This window comes from Tessaracoccus bendigoensis DSM 12906 (genome assembly GCF_900141915.1).
Taxonomy (GTDB): Bacteria; Actinomycetota; Actinomycetes; order Propionibacteriales; family Propionibacteriaceae; genus Arachnia; species Arachnia bendigoensis.
On sequence record NZ_FQZG01000025.1, the window covers coordinates 1 to 18,135 of the forward strand.

At 66.9% G+C, this 18,135-nt stretch carries 11 protein-coding genes; 5 read left to right on the forward strand and 6 right to left on the reverse strand.

The genetic code is table 11. The features are described from left to right. Positions 1 to 167: 167 nt before the first annotated feature. On the reverse strand, positions 168 to 3,602 hold the full coding sequence (locus tag BUC15_RS08110; RefSeq protein WP_073187016.1) for a family 43 glycosylhydrolase: 3,435 nt from the start codon (positions 3,600 to 3,602) through the stop codon (positions 168 to 170). 173 nt (positions 3,603 to 3,775) lie between these two features. Here BUC15_RS08110 and BUC15_RS08115 point away from each other — a divergent pair, with 173 nt between their 5' ends. Beyond that, positions 3,776 to 7,258: a family 43 glycosylhydrolase gene (locus BUC15_RS08115; RefSeq protein WP_084189453.1), complete on the forward strand. Its 3,483-nt coding sequence runs from the start codon at positions 3,776 to 3,778 to the stop codon at positions 7,256 to 7,258. Positions 7,259 to 7,358: 100 nt separating this feature from the next. Here the strand turns inward: BUC15_RS08115 and cls are convergent, their stop codons facing one another. The 5 genes from cls to BUC15_RS19890 form a co-directional block, all read right to left on the reverse strand. Further along, entirely contained in the window at positions 7,359 to 8,822 is a 1,464-nt protein-coding gene (gene cls / locus BUC15_RS08120) for a cardiolipin synthase (protein ID WP_073187018.1), read from the reverse strand. 89 nt (positions 8,823 to 8,911) lie between these two features. Continuing rightward, positions 8,912 to 10,750, reverse strand: a complete 1,839-nt coding sequence (ilvD, locus tag BUC15_RS08125; RefSeq protein WP_073187019.1) for a dihydroxy-acid dehydratase — start codon at positions 10,748 to 10,750, stop codon at positions 8,912 to 8,914. 141 nt (positions 10,751 to 10,891) lie between these two features. After that, positions 10,892 to 13,096, reverse strand: coding sequence for a 1,3-beta-galactosyl-N-acetylhexosamine phosphorylase (gene gnpA, locus BUC15_RS08130; RefSeq protein WP_073187020.1), 2,205 nt, complete (start codon positions 13,094 to 13,096; stop codon positions 10,892 to 10,894). Between the two features lie 140 nt (positions 13,097 to 13,236). Then, positions 13,237 to 14,046: a sulfurtransferase gene (locus BUC15_RS08135; RefSeq protein ID WP_073187049.1), complete on the reverse strand. Its 810-nt coding sequence runs from the start codon at positions 14,044 to 14,046 to the stop codon at positions 13,237 to 13,239. Positions 14,047 to 14,323: 277 nt separating this feature from the next. Beyond that, complete coding sequence (locus BUC15_RS19890; RefSeq protein ID WP_175558275.1) at positions 14,324 to 14,473, reverse strand: hypothetical protein; 150 nt, start codon at positions 14,471 to 14,473, stop codon at positions 14,324 to 14,326. 9 nt (positions 14,474 to 14,482) lie between these two features. On the opposite strand from BUC15_RS19890, the gene BUC15_RS08140 reads away from it, so the two are divergent. From BUC15_RS08140 to BUC15_RS08155, 4 genes are all read left to right on the forward strand, one after another. Next, positions 14,483 to 14,749, forward strand: a complete 267-nt coding sequence (locus BUC15_RS08140) for a hypothetical protein (RefSeq protein ID WP_073187021.1) — start codon at positions 14,483 to 14,485, stop codon at positions 14,747 to 14,749. A 236-nt stretch (positions 14,750 to 14,985) separates the two neighbouring features. Then, a complete protein-coding gene (locus tag BUC15_RS08145; RefSeq protein WP_245787926.1) occupies positions 14,986 to 15,354 on the forward strand; it encodes a helix-turn-helix domain-containing protein in 369 nt (122 codons plus the stop codon). 251 nt (positions 15,355 to 15,605) lie between these two features. After that, complete coding sequence (locus BUC15_RS08150; RefSeq protein WP_139280160.1) at positions 15,606 to 17,651, forward strand: hypothetical protein; 2,046 nt, start codon at positions 15,606 to 15,608, stop codon at positions 17,649 to 17,651. A 59-nt stretch (positions 17,652 to 17,710) separates the two neighbouring features. After that, a complete protein-coding gene (locus BUC15_RS08155) occupies positions 17,711 to 18,082 on the forward strand; it encodes a hypothetical protein (RefSeq protein ID WP_139280161.1) in 372 nt (123 codons plus the stop codon). The last annotated feature ends 53 nt before the right edge of the window (positions 18,083 to 18,135 follow it).

Here is an 18,135-nt window from a genome sequence, read left to right on the forward strand (position 1 = left end):
CCCGGACCGTTCACCATGCCCTCGAAACACCAGACAGTGGCCGATACTCGACCCCAGACGGATCAGAATCGACCACTGGCCCATTCTCGCGGGCACGCCGGGGCGGACCCCCCAAGGAGGGCCGACCCCACGGGCCGACCCTCCCCACCCATCAACTCACCTGACCCTCAGGAGCAGCTGACCGCGTCATAGGCGACGCTCAACTCCTCGGTGACCGGCGCCCCGTTCACGGTGGCCCTCGCCGTCACCTCGACGGTGCCCGCCGCCAACGTCGAGTTGCGCACGGTGAACGCCGCCGAGCCGGAGCGCTCGGCCGCCACCGACAGCGACCTGGAGCCGAACGGCGCCTCAATGTCGGCCGCGACGGCGACACCCTCACCGTTGGTGACCCGCACCGTGGGTGTCACGCGACCCACGACGCACCTCATCACGACCGCGGCGCTGACGTCGAGGCTCGGTTCGGCGCCCTCGACGGTGACCGTGAGCGTCACCGTCCGATTCGACGGCGCCAACTCCTCCTCGCGCGTCTGGTTCAGCACCGCCGAACCGTCGGCCGCGAAGTGCACCGTCTTGACCCGGGCGTGGCGGCTCGGGTCGTTCAGCCCACCGTCGGCTCCGGGTGCCCACTCGCTCTTGGCCGGGCGCGCGTGATAGACGATCACTGGGTTCCCGTCCGCGTCCAGCGTGAACGAGTTGTGCCCCGGCCCCTCCTGTGCGCCACCGAAGTCATCGGAGGTAAGCAGCGGGAACCCCGTCTTCCGCCAGGTCGCAGGATCCATCAGGTCGCCGTCGGTGGGCGCACGCAGCATGCCGATCGCGTAGGTCTCGTTCACCTCGGATGCGGAGAAGAAGACGAACACCTCGTTGTCGGACTTGATGACGGCGGGCCCCTCGTTGATCACCTGCGACGAGGTGCGTTCCCACGCATAGTTGGGGGTGGAGAGCAGGATCGACCTGCTGATCAACTGCTGCGGGTTGGACGGGTCGATCTCCGCCATGCGCAGGTCTGAACTGCCCGGCTTCTCGGCCCAGATCATGTAGTGCTTGCCACCGTTTTCGAAGTAGGTCATGTCGAGCGAGAAGTTCGCGAACGCGGCGGTGTCACCGGCCGCGGCCTTCATGTAGCCCAGTTCCTCCCAGTTGGAGGCGACCATCGGGTCGAGGTCACCATCGCAGCGCATGATCGCCGGGCGGATGTCCCACACGTTCGTGCTGCGGCTGGAGGTGAACAGGATGTACCAGTCGCCGTTGATCTTGTGGAACTCGGGCGCCCAGAAGTAGCGGTAGGCGCCCGAGGCGACCTTCGAACCGTTCGATGTGTCGGGCGAGGCGGCGTTGCGCGACCACAGCAGCACCTCCTCCTTGGCGGTGGTCAGGCCGTTGATCGTGTCGGAGCGGCGCAGGACGACCCGGTCATAGCCGACGCCCGGGACCTGCTGTGTCGTGGGGTACGAGCCGGTGAAGTAGTACTCCGTGCTGCCGGTGCGGGTATCGTCCCGGAAGACCCAGGGGTCGGCCCGCTCGGGAACCAGGATGCCGTCGGCGTCGCCGTACGTGGGTTGGTTGACGGTGCCGGTGACGGTGTAGGTGCCGGGCCGGGTGGCATCGACGGTGCTAGTGTCCCAGGTCACGCCGAGTTGCTTCGTGGAGCCGTCGGAGTAGTCCAGGGTCGCCTTTCCCGGGAGGTCGAGGCTCTCGCCCGCCTGGATGGTGACGTCCTCACCGACGGAGATGCCGGTGTTGGTGATCCGGCCGAGGCGCTTGTCCAGGTTGGAGAGTTCCTCGGCCGTCAGGCGCAGGGCCGAGGCCTCGATGGCGTTGCCAGGGAGACCGGGGACGGGGACGACCGCGGGCGCGGTCACCTGGACGGGGGCCGAGAACTTCGTGAAGTCGGAGGTGGTTACCTCCCAGGCCTGCCCGTTGGTGGCCAGAAGGACGACGCGGTACGCGGCCAGAGCGTTGTCGTAGGCGACATCGGCGCGGGACACGACGATGCCCTGCGAGTTGGTCGACACGTAGCGCTGGTTGCTGAACGTCACCAGATCCGAGGAGTCGTAGACGAAGACGTGGCCGTTCGCCGCATTGTCGGTGGCGATCAGCCCGAAGCTGCCGTCCGGCTTGCGGAAGAGCGTCGGGTTGGCGAACCGGGACGAACCGGTGCCGTAGCGCGGGAACAGCACGGGCTTGTTGTTGTTCAGGGCGACCAACGGGTCGCCGTCGGTGGCGATCGCGAGGTGGAGCGCCTCGGTTCGGGCGGTGCCACCCGTGGCGACATAGCTGACGACGTCACCCGTCGCAGCGGCGAGCACCGTCACGCGGTAGTCCCGGGTGACGTTCAGGTCGCCCCGTGCGAACGTCGCCGTAAGCGTGACCTCGGTCTCCGCCTCCTGCCTCGTGACCGCGCCATCGGAGGCGATGATGGCCGGAGCGGAACTCGCCCAACTGATGTCGAAGTCGCCCGTCGCGTCCGCGAGGTTGATGTCGTCGGAGACCACCTCGATGCCGAGCGTGAACGCATCGGCGATGCGCGCGAGGTCGCGCTGGTCGTCGACAGCGGGGACGGTGACGGCGTAGTCACGCGCGTAAGACACGCCGCCCAGCGTGAAGGTGGCGGTCAGGGTCACGGTGGCGTCGGCCGAGCCTGCGCCCGGTCGGGTCACGGCCCCGGCTGCGGAGATGACACCGGGCAGGTCTGATTCCCAGGTGACGATCGACCCGCTCGCCCCGCCTGCGGGGAGCGACAGGTCGGCGATCGCCTCGGCTGGAAGCGTCACCTTGTCCGCGTCGGCGGCCAGGACGGTCCGGGTCTGATCGTCGGTGACCCGCCCGTTCGAGTGGTAGAGGTCGGCGACCTGGGCGCCGCTGTATGCGCCGGTCGAGACCAGGACGTCGTCGACGTTGCCCTTGTAGTAGATGTCGGAATACGTCGAGCGGCCGATGAAGCCGGCGAGCCCGGTGCCGAACTGGCTGACCGTCCTGGTGGTGGCGACCGTGCCGATGAGGCTTCCGTTGTAGTAGCCGGTGATCGACGTCGGGGTGATGACGGTGGTGTACATCGCCCACTGGTCGTCGGTCACCGGGCCGGCGATGCCCTGCGACGCGTTGGTCGGCGAGATGCCGTACTCCGTGGACCACGGCGACGACGGGGCCGAACCGTTGGTGATCACCGACTTGAACTGATTCGAACCGTTGCGCGGGTTGAGCAGCCAGTATTGCGCGGGGTAGGTACCCGTGGCCGACCCGAAGAACATCGCCGAGTAGTTGCCGGCCCCGGTGGTGTTCTTCAGCCACGTCGAGATCGTCAACGTGTCCCGGTTGTCGAACATGTTGTTCGGAAAGCGGACGTAGCCTGCGCCGCTGGTGGCCGAGCCGCCGGGCAGCGTCAGGACGCCGTTCGAGACGGTGGCACCCGTGCCTAGCAGGGTGCCGTTGTTGCCGTGGCCCGACACGTCGGTGACGGCCCCGGCCGTCTCGAACGTGTAGTGCGCCAGGATATTGGGGTCAGTGGTTGTCGGGTCCGCCCCGGCCGGGGGCGACACGAACGCCCCCGCCAGCAGCGCCAGAGCACAGGCCAGCGCCGTGCGTTTCCTTGTTGCTCTCATCTTTTCTGCGACCTCCCGAGACTGCTTCGTCTGGTTCAACGTGTCGATTCCCCTTCACTGGGGCTCGGCTATAGGCTAGCGTGTTACCGGTCACATGTCTCCCCTCAATTTCGAGGGGCCGCTCCCGCCCTGCGGATCACCAACGTGGCACATACGAACTCAAAGGAGAGACGATGAGAGTTGGACGCCAACGTGTCGTGGCGGCGCTGGCCGCGGGCGCGCTGCTACTGGGAACCGCGCCACCACAAGCCAGCGCAGCCGCCCCCGACAACGGCCTCGTGGCCGAGTACCTGTTCAACCAGAGCGACGGCGCCTCGGTGCCGAACCGGGCCGACGGGTCGTCCTTCGGCCCCGCGACCGTGCAGAACCTGCAGGCCGGCGACTGGACCGGCACGTCGCTCAGGCTGCGAGGAGGAGCCAAGACCTCGACCGGCGACTGGGTCGAGCTTCCTGACGACCTGCTCGTCGGTGCCACCAGCGCCACCGTGACCGCCGAGGTGAAGGCCTCGGCCGCGATGCTGAACACGTTCCACTTCCTCTGGAACATCGGAAACGACTCAGCAGCCACCGAGTACCTATTCGCGTCGCTGAACTGCGGGTCGGGCCGCTCCCCCCTCGTCGGACTGAAGACCGGGGGTGTCGAGCGGCTCTTCGCGCAGGGCTCCTGCGGCGTCACGGCCGACACCTGGACCAACGTCACCTCCGTGGTCGACGGCGAGGCGGGCACCGCTTCGCTGTATCTCGACGGCGTGCGCGTGGCCACCGGTGCCGTGGCTTCGACCCCTGCCGACGTGGCCGACCAGTCCCTGAACACCATCGGCCGTGCCCCCTGGCCGGATCCGTTGTTCGCGGGCTCGATCGCGTCCTTCCGCGTTTACGACCGTGCCCTCACGGCCAGCGAGATCGAAGCGGTCTCCGCCACCGACGCGGCGCTGAACACCGCCGAGATCGCGACCAAGGCACAGGCGGTCCTGACCGGCCTCAATCTGGTCGACATCACCACCAGCACACACCTCGACCTCCCGACCGCCGGTGGAAAGGTCACCTGGTCTTCGTCGGACCCGACGGTCGTTGCCGTCGACGGGACGGTGAACGCGCCGGTCGCCGGCCAGCCGGGCGTCGAGGTCGAGCTGACGGCCACGGCGTCCGTGCGAGGCCAGTCGGCCAGCCAGAGCATCGTCGTGACGGTGGAGCCGTCGACCGAGACCGCGCAGCAGAGGGTTGAGCGGCTGGCGCAGCAGTACGTCGTCGAGCCGGTCGTGGCCTCCGGTTACGAGCTGCCCACCGCCCCACAGGGCACCACCGTCGCCGTGTTGGCCGTCACCGGAGCCGTCCTGAGCGACGGCGCGTTGACCACCGACGGCGACACCGCGGTGCCGGCCACCGTCAGGGTTCGGGTGACCGATCCCGCCACGACCGCCAACACGGAGCGGGAGTTCCAGGTCGACGTCCATCCATCCGGGGCTCGCACGCTCCTGGCCTACGACCGGGTGCCCACGACGGTCGCCGAGGCCAACAACGCCGACGTCGCGCTCAGCATGCATCTCGCCCTTGACGACGGCGAGAGTTGGGCGCCGCTCAACGAGAACTACGGCATCTTCTTCCCGAAGACCGCGTCAACGCCGCCGGCCAGCGGAACCACCGAGGCGATCCTGCGTAGCCTGCGCAACCCCCACCTGTTCCGCCTGGCCGACGGCACCTTCGGCGTCGTGGCGACCCGCACCGCCCGCGGCGGCGCCGCCGACGGCACCCAGGCCTCGCAGGTCCTGTTCGCCACGAGTTCCGACCTGCTCTCCTACCGCGAGGTCGCCATGGTCAACGTCGGCGTGAGCGGCGGCGTCAACGATCCTGCAGCCGTCTGGGATTCCGCGGCCGGGCACTACGTCGTCAGCTGGACCTCGGATGGCGGGGCACCGATGTATGTCACCTTCGGCGACCTCGCCGACCAGTCGACCCGCGGTGTGCCGCAGCGCGGCTCGCTCCCCTCCTTCACCGTCGATGGTTCGGGCATCGCCAACTTCGGCTCCGGCAACCGGGTCGTGGTCTCCGACGAGGCGGCGGCCGCGCTCGAGGTGCGCTTCGGTAGGGTCACCAACACCACCGTCGACGCGTTCGACGAGGTCAGCATCGCAAAGGGGTCGGCGTTGACGTCGGCCGAGCTACCCGAGCGGGCGGACCTCACCTACAGCGACGGCTCCACCGACACCCGCGCCGTCGAATGGGACGCGGCCGACATCGCGGCGGTCGACACGTCCACCCCCGGCAGCTATGAGGTGACCGGCACCGTCAAGCAGCCCACCTACCCGACGCCGTTCGCGGACGAGCGGGCCGACCCCTCGGTGTTCAGCTTCGACTGGAACGGCCAGCAGAAGTTCCTGATGATCGCCACCGAGGACCTCAACATGAACCCGATCGACCCCGCCAACGGCCCCCACATGCCGTTCCGCTGGGCAGACACGATCGAGGACCTCTCCGACGACGCCATCGCCGCGGGCCGCAACACGGAGGTCGACCTTCTCAAGGCTGGCGACACCGACGCCTACGGTGCGGCGATGACCGGCTGCTTCTGGGCGCCGGAGTTCCACGTGATCGACGACACCCTCTCGATCCTGTTCATGCCCTGCTACAACGGCTCCAACGGCCGACCCGACATGTGGACGGGGCGCGCCAGCATCATCCAGCTCAAGAAGGACGCAGCCGGCAACGATCTCGATCCGAGCGTCGCCACGAACTGGACCAAGGCAGAGCGCGTCGTGAAGGCCGACGGGTCGATCCTCAACCCGATCCAGAACATCTCGCTCGACATGACCTACTTCGAGGATTCGGGCCAGGCGTACTACTCGTGGCAGATGCTCGGGTCGATCTTCATCGCGAAGATGGATCCGGCGAACCCGACGAGGCTCACCTCGGAGCCAGTGCGGATCGTGGTGCCGGAATACGCGTGGGACAACACCATCGCGGAGGGCCCGAACGTCCACGTCCGTGACGGGAAGCTGTACCTCATCTACTCTGGCTCGACTGTCGGCGACTCGTACACCACCGGTTTGGCGATGGCCGACGCGGGCGAAGGGGTCGACCTGACCTCGCCGTCGGCTTGGACGAAGCTGAACTACCCGATCCAGAAGTCCGGCATCTTCAACGGCACCTGGCAACTCGGCACCGGGCACGGCATGTGGTCCGAGGACGAGGACGGCAACCTGCTCTACGTGTTCCACGCCCGCACCAACCACAACGGGCTGTCAGGACGCGACACGTTCGTGCGGCGGGTCCACTTCGCCGCAGACGGGCTGCCGATCTTCGATCTGGAAGCAAACGAGGAGGTCTCGCCCGGGAACCGGGCGGTCAAGGTGACGGTCGTCGTCGAGGCGGGCACCGCCCTCGACGTCGAGGCGAGCGTCACGACGCGCTGCGTCGCCGGACGGGTCACCCCGGTCGTGCGGGTCACCAACAGCGAATCGGTCCCGGTCGCCGTCGCGCTGGCCGCGCCGTTCGGCTCGAAGACGCTGACGGTGGCGGCTGGCCGCTCGTCAAGTGCCGCGTTCACCGTCCGTTCCGGTGACCTGGCAGCCGGGACGCTCAGTGTCTCGGCTGCCACCGAGGATGGGTTGTCGACGGCGGAGAGCTCTGTGGCCTACGAGGCTGCCAGCTGCTCGTAGTCGACCCCTCTGCGGTTGTTTGAGCACCGGCCCCGCGCTTCCGCGCGGGGCTGGTTTACACCCCGGTGGCGCGTCTCTCATCGTGGCAGGGAGACGTCGCTTACATCAACGCGGAAGTCAGTCGACAGACGTTGTCCAGATAGCGCGACGGCCAAGGCTGGCCTCGCCATTCGTCGAGCGTCAGAAGGTGCGACACCTCGCGGTAGGCCGCGTCCTGAGCTTGCAGTAGGTCGACGAGGTTGCCGCCGAAAGCCATCAGCATGATCTCGTAGTCGAGTGCGAACGAGCGGTAGTCCATGTTGGATGAGCCGATCACACCGATGCGGTCATCGACCGTCATGTGCTTGGAGTGCAGCACGGTCGGTGCGGGATACAGGTAGATCTTCACCCCGGCCTCCAGCAACGCGGCGTAGTAGGACCGTTGCGCGTGCCCGACGATGAACTGGTCGGCCTCGGCTCCCACAAAGAGCTCAACGTCCACCCCACGGAAGACCGCCGAGGTGATGGCGCCCAACAGCGCCTCATCCGGCACGAAATAGGGGCTCACGATGGTGAGGGACTCCTTTGCCAGATGCATCAGTGCGACGAACATCCGTTGGTTCGGCTCGGTGGGGTGACCGGGGCCGGACGGTACCAGTTGCATTGCGTTGGCGGCCCCGCCCGGAACCAGGTCAGGTTTGTCGATAAAGTGCTCCTCCGGGTCGAGCACCTCACCGCATTCGACATACCAGTCCATCGCGAACACGGCCTCGATCTCCAGGATAATGTCGCCCGAGACCACCACAGACAGGTCGTGCCAGCGTCTCCCGACCTTGAGGTTCTTCTTGCTTGCGTAGTGCGGGTCGATGAGGTTGTGTGAGCCGACCAGTGCCATGTCGCCGTCGACGACCAGCAGTTTGCGGTGGTTACGCAGGTCTGGTCGGCGCCACCGTCCCCTGAGGATGTCGATGGGCAGCATGAGATGCCAGTCGACACCGACCTCGGTGAGCCGCTTCTTGAACTGCTTCCAACCCGCGTATTTGCGCGAGCCCATGTCGTCGACTAGGAGCCGCACCCTGACCCCGCGCTGGACGGCACGCGCCAGGGCCTGGAAGAACACGTCGGTGGTGTCGTCCCACGCCATGATGTAGAACTGCACATGCACGTATCGGCTCGCCTTGTCGACCTCTGCCGCCATGGCGGCGTAGGTCTGGGCGGGGTCGTCCAGCATGTCGAGCACTTCGCCGGTCATGCACGGCATGCCTGTCAGGGTCCGGTTCATCTGGATGATGCGCTCCAGCGACCGGGATGCCTCCGTGTCTGCCGGGAGCATGGGCAGGTCCCCGGTGTGCTGCCTCAGGACCTCGTCGGCGGCTTGTTGCACCTTCTGGCGTCGGCCGCTCATATAAGGGCTGCCGATCAGCCAGTAGAGCGGGAACCCGACCAGCGGGAGGAAGAGGATCAGGAGGAGCCAGGCGGACGATGACGAGGGTCGCCGGTTTTCGGGCACGACGCCGACGGCGATGATCTTCATCGCGTATTCCACGATCAGGATGACAGTCGTTACGATCGTCGGGATATCCATCGGCGCATCTCCCCCTTCGCGCACCGATCGTAGCGACCCCCCTGCTCCCCCGCACCCTTGCTCGGTGCGGGTCAGGCGAACATGGCGCCTCAGGGGAGCTTGCGCGCGGCTCCCTTGTCGGCAGACTGGGCCAGCATCCCGAAGATCTTCAGCGCCGTCGACACCTCACGCTCCCGATCCTTCGGGAACCACCCCTGTGCCTCACGCGCGGCGCGACGCTCGGCGAGGGTTTCGTCGTCGACATCGAGCCGGATCAGGCGCTCGGGGATCGAAATCGTGATCTGGTCGCCGTCCTCCACCAACCCGATCGTGCCGCCCGAGGCGGCCTCCGGCGAGACGTGCCCGATCGACAGGCCCGACGACCCGCCCGAGAACCGACCGTCGGTGACCAGCGCGCACTGCGGCCCGAGGCCGAGGCCCTTCAGGTACGACGTCGGGTACAGCATCTCCTGCATCCCCGGCCCACCCTTCGGGCCCTCGTAGCGGACGATGACGACGTCACCGGGCTGGACCTTCTTCCCGAGGATCGCCAGCACGGCCTCATCCTGGGACTCGGTCACGATGGCCTTGCCGGTGAACTCCCACTGCTCCTCCGGCACGCCTGCCGTCTTGACGATGGCGCCGTCGACCGCGATGTTGCCCTTCAGGACGGCAAGCCCGCCGTCGACGGTGTAGGGGTGGTCGGTGGAGCGGATGCAGCCTCCCTCGGAATCCGTGTCGAGGCTCTCCCACCGGTTCGAGGAGGAGAACGCCTCGGTGGTGCGAACGCCTCCGGGCGCCGCATGGAACAACTCGATGGCTTCTGGACGGGCCGTGCCGCCCCGGATGTCCCAGTCGGCCAGCCACTGCGCGAGCGTCGCAGAATGGACCGAGTGGACGGAATCGTTCAGCTTGCCGCCCCGGTTCAGCTCCCCGAGCAGCGCCGGGATGCCGCCAGCGCGGTGCACGTCCTCCATGTAGTAGCGCGCCGAGTTCGGCGCGACCTTCGCCAGGCACGGCGTGACCCGCGAGATGGCGTCGATGTCGTCCAGCGTGAAGTCGACCCCGGCCTCCTGCGCGGCCGCCAACAGGTGCAGGACGGTGTTGGTGGAGCCGCCCATGGCAACATCGAGCTTCATCGCATTCTCGAACGCGGGCTTGGTCGCGATCGACAGGGGCAGCACCGAGGCGTCATCCTCGTCGTACCAGCGCCTGCACAACTCGACGATCAGTCGCCCGGCCTCCTGGAACAGGCCCTTCCGGGCTGCCGCGGTCGCCAGCGTCGAACCGTTGCCGGGCAGCGCCAGGCCGATCGCCTCCAGCAGGCAGTTCATCGAGTTCGCGGTGAACATGCCGGAGCAGGAACCGCAGGTCGGGCAGGCGCTGGCCTCGATGCGGCCAAGTTCGTCGTCTGTGACGTTCGGGTCGACGGCCTTGACCATCGCGTCGACGAGGTCGAGCGAGGTGACCTCGCCGCCCTCCTTGATCACGGCCTTCCCTGCCTCCATCGGGCCGCCGGAGACGAACACGGCGGGGATGTTGAGCCGTAGCGCGGCCAGGAACATGCCAGGGGTGATCTTGTCGCAGTTCGAGATGCACACCAGAGCGTCGGCGCAGTGGGCATTGGCCATGAACTCGACGGAATCGGCGATCAGTTCGCGGCTGGGGAGCGAGTAGAGCATGCCGCCATGGCCCATGGCGATGCCGTCGTCGACGGCGATGGTGTTGAACTCGCGGCCGACTCCCCCGGCCTCGGCGATGGATTCCGCGACAAGTTTGCCCATGTCGCGCAGGTGCACGTGGCCCGGGACGAACTGCGTGAACGAGTTCACCACCGCCACGATCGGCTTGCCCCAGTCGGAGTCCGTGATGCCCGTCGCCCGCCAGAGGGCGCGTGCGCCCGCCATGTTGCGGCCGTGGGTGGTGGTGCGGGACCGAAGCGCCGGCATGATGGAAACCTCCAGAGAATTGGTGCGCAACCAAGATTACCCGCCAGCCCCCGACGGGCCTGCGCCTGACCATCGGCGTCCAAGACAGACGACGCCCCCGGTGACCATAGGGTCGCCGGGGGCGTCGCGCAAGCTGCCGGCTCAGCCCTGCAGGTCGATCCAGCGCGACTCCATCGGCTCCAGGTCGAGCTGGAGTTCGGTGATCGCGCCGTCGCCGTCGAGCCCGGTAGCGCGGCCGCGGAGCGTGGTTGCGGCGGCCTCGGTGAGGTTGTTCATCACGAACGCCTTGCCAGCCTCCGGGAACACCGACACCTCGACGCCGACGTTGCTCGGCACCCACTGCGCGTCGAAGTCGGCCTCGCGACCCGCGGCCCAGAAGATGGCGCGGTGCAGCACGCGGGCGTTCTCGTGGCTGTAGGGCAGCCCGGCGATGTAGACGCCGCGGCCCTCACCCTGCTGGTTGGCCGCCAACTCCACCGAACGGTTCTGAAGCCGCAGGATCTGCGTCGCGTCGCCGGTGGCGAAGATGTCGCCCGCGCCCTCACCGACGTCGAGGGCGCCCGGAAGGTCGGCGGTGATGAAGTGCTCGGGACGCTCGACGGGGTACCGGTCGGTCGACTGCGAGAAGCCCAGCTCCTTGTCGACGCCCAGGACGTCGGAGAGCTGGAAGTAGGCGCCCTGGTGCTGGACGGCGCTCGGCTCACCGATGCCGATGACGCCACCGCCGTTCGCCGCGAAGCCGCGCAGCGCGGTGATGAGGTCGTTGTCGAGCCACTGCTCGCCGCCGGAGAACGCGGTGCCGGCGGCGCCGACGTTCAGGACGACGTCGAGGTCGTCGAGCTTGCCGTCACGCACGTCGTCGAAGCTGATGAACTGCAGGTCGAACGGGAGGCCGGCCAGCGATTCGAGCACACCGAGGTAGGAGTAGATCTGCTTGTACCACAGGGCGTGGGCGACCATGTGGGTCTGCCAGCTGCGCTGGGCGCCCCAGGCGTTGAGCAGGCCGACGCGGATGGTCGACGACTGCGGCAGATGCCCCTCACCGACCTCGTGGATGGAGCGGAACTCGTCGGCGATCTGCTCGATGCGGGCCATGAACTCGGGGAACTGCACGGCCAGCGACAGGTAGCCGCCGTAGCCGATCCGCTCGAGCGGCTTGCGTGCGATGGCGCGGCGCGCCTGCAGCCAGGACTCGTTGGCCTCGCCGAGCGGGTCACCGCCGGGCTTGAACACGTCCGGGAAGAAGTACGGCAGGAACCGGCCCTCGGAGTACCGGATGCCGGGGATGTCGGAGATCATCCGGCAGGTGGCGGCCGAGCCGACCGAGCCGACGACGCCGTCCATGCCGATCTCGGGCCAGTACTTGCCGTAGGGCTCGGTGCCCATCCAGGTGTCGCCGAGGAACATCAGTGCTTCCTTACCGAAGCTGTGCACGATGTCGACGAGTTCCTTGACCCGGGAGCTGACGAAGCGGCTCTGGAAGTCCATCCAGTCGCTGAACACCTTCGACGGCACCCGGAACGAGTTGTTGTAGTAGCCCTCGTCGATGAAGTCCTCGGCGCGCAGCTTGTAGCCGTACTCGGCCTCGAATGCCTCCATAGCGAGCGGGGAGACGGAGGCGGAGTAGCCGAACCAGTCGACGTACTTCTCCTTGCCGAGGTCGTTGAACACGAGGGTGAAGTGGTAGAAGAACGTGGTGAAGCGCACGACGTCGACCTCGGGGCGCTCCTCGCACCACTTGCGCATCGAGGAGGTCATGAACTCCCATGCGTCGGGGTGACGGGCGTCGTAGCCGATCTCCCGGACACGCGTTGGGTCGTTTTCCCAGTTGTTGGTCGTGTAGTTGTACATCTGCGTCGAGTCCCACACCTGCCAGGCGAGGAAGCTGACGGTGTAGACGTGGAAGGCGACCGGAGCGGCGATCGTGACGGTCACGTCCGCGCCCTCGCCGGAGACGCTCCAGCCTTCGACGGGGACGACCTCGCCCGTGGTGCGGTCGATGACCTCCCACCAGCGCTGCAGGTCACCCTGGTCAGGCTCGACCTGCATCTTGTAGTAGCCGTTCATGATGTCGATGGCCAGCGGCCCCTCGGCGGGCGCGGTGACCCGGTCGGACATCAGGTAGAAGCGCGGCCTGGCGTCCAGGTGTGCCAGGGCGAACTCCTGGTTGCCGCGGGCCGGGAAGTACGTCTCGTACACCTTGACCCCGAGCTGGGAGGTGATCTCGGGCAGCCAGGTGCCGTCCGAGTTGCGAACCGCATCGGCGCCGAGCCGATCCAGGATCTGGGGGAGCTGGTCGTCCATACCCTGCTCGATCGGCAGGGTGACGCGTCCGCGCACGTTCATGTTTGTATGGTCCTTCGACGGTGAAACTTCGACTCCTCAGTCTCCCAACCGGCTACCGTGATGGCCGCATTCCTGAGCGAATCGCGAAACTGGAATGATCATTTCGCGTGCGTGTTCGCTCACACAACCAGAGGTTCCGCTCAGCTCCCCTGTTCGTCGCCGACGGCGGCGGGTCGCTCGGTCGCGCTGTACTGCGACCAGGAGCCTGGGAACAGGCGTCCGCGTCCAAGCCCGGCGTATTCGAGGGCTATCAGGTTGTGGCACGCGGTGATGCCTGATCCGCACGTCGAGATCACCGATCCGGCGTCGGCGATGTCTGCGAACCGCCCGCGCAACTCCTCTCGGGACCTGAAGCGCAGGTCGTCTGTCAGGTTGCCCAGGTAGGGGAAGTTGCGCGCCCCGGGGATGTGTCCGGCCCGCGGGTCGAGTGGCTCGGTTTCGCCGCGGTAGCGCTCCGCGGCCCGGGCGTCGATGACGAAAACCCCGGTGGCCGCCTCGTCGATGTCAGCCAGCGCCTCGGCCGGCCAGGGACGGGGGGTGAACTGGGTGGAGGCTGGCATCGGCGACTCGGTCTTGAGTGCTCCTCGCCATGCTTGGATCCCCCCGTCGAGGAGGGCGGCATCGTGGCCGAGGATGCGCAGGAGCCACACGAGTCGGGCGGCCATCGCTCCCCCGGCGTCGTCATAGGCGACGACCGTGGTGTCGTCGCCGATCCCGCAGGCGGCGAGCCCGGAGGCGAAACGTGCAGGGTTGGGAAGCGGGTGGCGGCCGCGTTCCTTCGACGGCGGGTCGGCCAGAACGACGTCGAGGGAGACGAACACCGCTCCTGGGATGTGACCGGCACGGTAGGCGTCGGCCCCGGAACGCCCGTCGAGGTAGGCGCGGACATCGGCGACCACAACGTCGGGATGGGACACGAGCCATTCCTGGCTGACGACTGGAGCGATCATGGGCGCCATGCTACGGCTTCGCGGTTACCAGCAGTATGGCGCGACACCAGCGAAAACGCTCGACACCAGCGAAGTGGGCGCGACACCAGCGAAACCTTGATACCTCACCTACGCGAGTCGTTGCGACTCGACAATCAGGTCACAAGGCTAAACGCATTTGTCAGCTACCAGTTCTCATCCAGTTGTCAGTCCAGCTCTCACAGGCCATGTGCCAGTGACGAGTTCTCGTTGACTCGGGCGACGTTGCGCGCTCTCACCACAAGGACTGCCGAAGGGGTCACTTTTCCTCGACCTGCTCAATACCGAGCAGGACCGCATCGCCCGCCGGCTGGCCTTCCTCGAAACACAGATCGAAACAGGCGACATCGAGTACGACCGCGCCAAGGCACACCTGGACGACTGCCTGGCCCTCGCCGGAGACTGCCACGCGCTCTGCATGAGCCTCGACGACTCCCTACGGCGAACCGCCAACCAGGCCTTCTTCGACAAGCTCTACGTCACCACCGACGACCAGATCGACGGCCAACCAGGCGAGCCGTTCAACGTCTTCTTCAACCCAGACGTGCAACGACTCGCCCTCCACCTGTTGGCAGAGGACGAGTCGGGAACTCAAACTTCGTTCGTCGTGGGTTTGAACAACGAACATCTGGTGGAGCTCAGGGGGCACGTGTCGAACTCCGCGCCTTCAGGAATCACCTGGTGATGACGGGCTGGCTCCTGGCGGCGTGAGTGGCGACCGGTGCGCGATGATCCGGCGAACGCAGCCTGTTGATTCGTGGCGATTTTCGCTAGAATGGGAGGTGCCGCTCATGGAGCACACGGGCGGAGGCGCAGACCCTCGGTTGGTGACCGAGCAGCCGCGAGCTGATCTGCGTGGCAGGCGGTGAGCCTCCCTGACGGTGGAGGCAGATTCCGGATTGGCCTGAGCCGGGACGTGCGGTGTGCATTCGCTTGCGCATCAGCGAGGCCACCGTGGCGTCACAGCCCATTCACGACCGTCAACCTGTCCGTCGGCCCCTCCCCGAGCGGGAGTGGCTCACCCTCACCGAAGTAGTCGAACTCGGCTACGGCTCCCATTGGACGCTGCGTCAGCGCATCAAGCGCGGGGAGCTGGCTGCCGCCAAGATCGGCAATCTCATCAAGGTCCGCCGCGAGGACCTCTCCGCTCTGGTCGTCCCCATCGAACCGGCGGAGCCCACGTTCGCCGATGTCGAGGCTGCGGTCGAGCGGATCGTCGCAAGCGCTCCCCCGTTGACCGACGAGCAGTGCCGTCACCTCGCCTCCCTGTTCGGGGGTGCGTCGTCGTGACTCCTCTGGGCCCGACCCCCTCCCCCGACCTGGAGGGGACGACTACGACCCCCCAAAAGGGAGTGGGCTCTCCCGACGCTGTCGTCGAAAACCCGGTCCTGGAGGGGGCGCTTCTTGCTGATGGAAAACGGACAAACGGACGCACGGTGTTCGACCAACCCCAGGAATCACTCTCTGACCAGGCATTAGACGCGCGCGACTCCTTGGGTTCGCGCGCGTCCGTTTCGGAAACGGACGCAGATTTGGGCGCAGTGTTCTCCGATACGGACGCTGCCCTCGTAGAGGCAGTCGACTACGCCGATTTCGACATCCCGGGGGCCGACGAGAACGACGACGTGAGTCCGTTCGTTATCGAGTCGACGCCGGAGCAGGTGGCCGAGGCGGAGGTCTTCTTCGAGGCGGCGAAGGAGAAGGAGACCCGCGAGCAGAAGGCTCGCGCCCGGATGCGCTCTCGCGTGGTGTCGATCATGCAGTACCGCGCCCACCCCAAGACGGGCGAGGTGATGATGACTCAGGAGCAGATCGAGGCAGGGCTGAGGACGCTCGGGCCCTGTATCCACCGGGTGGCCTACATCTGGCACCTTTTCGATCGGCTCGTGGATGTGGACGAAGGCACCGAGCAGCCGGTCTGCTGCGGACTCAAGGGCCCGCATGTTCACATCGTGATCTGGTTCACCGAGGATCGGCCGACGATCCGTGCGGTTTCCGATGCGTTGTGGGTGCCGTCTGCCAGGGTGCAGCCGCCGAAGGAGATTGCCGCTCAGGAGGGAACGGAGCTGCACAAGGGTCGGAACGCTGCGGAGAAGGCGTTTTTCGACCTCGCGGAGTACTTGACTCATGAGTCGAGGGGCGCGAACGCTATCCAGGGTGTGAACCAGCCGGAGCGCTACTACCTGGTCGATCGTGCCCAGCCGGGCAAGCCCGGTAAGTACCAGTACGGGCGCGGCCGGGTGGTGGCGAACTTCGACTTCAGCGCTTCACTGGACGCCCACATGGCGGGTCGGGTTCGGGCGGCCGACGGCGGCCAGACCTTGCGCCAGCGCAAGATCAAGTTGCGCCGTGCCGTGATGGACGGGATGGAGCTGGTCGAGGCCCGGGAGAAGGACCGGGATGCCTACGCTGATGATCTTCCTCGGCTCCGGGAGCTTGCTCGTGAGTACGCCGAGCTCAGCGGCAAGAAGGTTGCCGAGCAGATCGGCCCCGTGTGGCGCAAGAGCTTTGTTCTGGCGGCTGGGCCGACGCGCCAGGGGAAGGACTTGGTGCTCGGCGAGTTGGGGTCGCAGCTCGTGTGGATGGCCGGTCTCGCCGGATGTGATTGGCGCGTGGTCAAGCCCGCTGGTCGCAACAGTTTGGAGGGTATTGGTCGTGCTGAGGTGGTGCACCACGAGGATATGCGCCACAAGCTGGTGCCTGACTATGACGAGGGGTTGCGCTACTTCGATCCGAACCAGGCCGTCGAGGCCGCGACGCGGTTCCGGAACACCGCCGCTCCGACGCCGCGGGCGATCATGGCGTCGACGAGTGAGACGTTGCTCTCGCTGGGCGTGACGATGAAGCGTCGTGCCAGTTCCGAACATCTGGCTGAGCTGGCGAGCGATCACAAGACGGCACCGAGGGTCGCCGTGGACATCGACGAGTTCCTCTTCCGCATCGGGTGGTATCTGGAAGTCTCCAAGCCTGACGACGCCGGGGACGACGTGGATCGGATTCGTGAGGGCATGTTGGTGTCGATCTTCCGGGTACGGGAGTCGGCTGGGGAGCCACGGATCGAGCGGGCCTACACGCGCGGCGGCGACTGGATCGGGAACGTATGGACCCGCCATGAGTTGGAGCCGGTCGCCGTGATCAAGGGATGCACTGAGGCCGCGCGGTTCCTCGCCATCTCGATCATCCAGGAGCGCAATCAGGACGTCGCGGAGTCCATCCCTGTCGAGCAGATGCACGAACTGGCGACAAGCCACGCACAGATCGAAGGGGATGCTCGGGAGCGGGCTCAGCAGCGCGAGATCGAGCGCATGCAGCAGGAGCTCGCTGATGCCGAGCGCGCCAAGCGCCGGGAGGAGGCCGAACGAGCAAGGCGTGCGGCGGAGGTCGAAGAGCACGAGCGGATGCGGTCTGTCTGCACTTGCGAGCGGTTCCCCGTTTCAGCCTGGGATGCACACGAGGACGAGTGTCCTTTGTTGTCCGCCGAGGAGCGCGAGCAGCGGGCGGGCGAGAAGCAGCGGATCGCGGACGAACGGCTGGCAGAGATTCGCAAGAACGGACTCGTGCTTGACGTGCCCGAGTCGCGGCACTGATTTCAGATCTGCCCACCCCGGAGATGGGCACCGGACTGTATCAACCGAAGGAGACGATCATGATCAAGACCAAGACCGCAGCAGAACTCAAGGCCGAGCGCGCCAAGCTCAACGCCCAGATTCGGGCCGCCGAGCGGGCCGAGAAGAAGGCGGCAGCGCGGGCGTTCATCGACGCCAAGCACTCCCTCGGGGAGTGGTTGGCGGACTCGCTCGGAGCGACCTCGGCGGAGGAGGTCGAGGCCCTTCGGCGGGCCGTCGATCTCGACCACACCCGGGAGCGGCTCACCGCCCAGGGCGGTGCCGAGGACGGGCACGAGGAGGCGACCTCGGGCGATGGTTCGGTGGTCGATTATTCGCCATCGTATGAGGCCACCGACGGCTACGGCGAGGTCGGGATCTCGACCACCTCGACGGACCCCTACGGGTCCTGAAGTGGTCGAGATGGCGACTGTCGCAAGGCCCCACCGGGACCTCGATCCCGGCC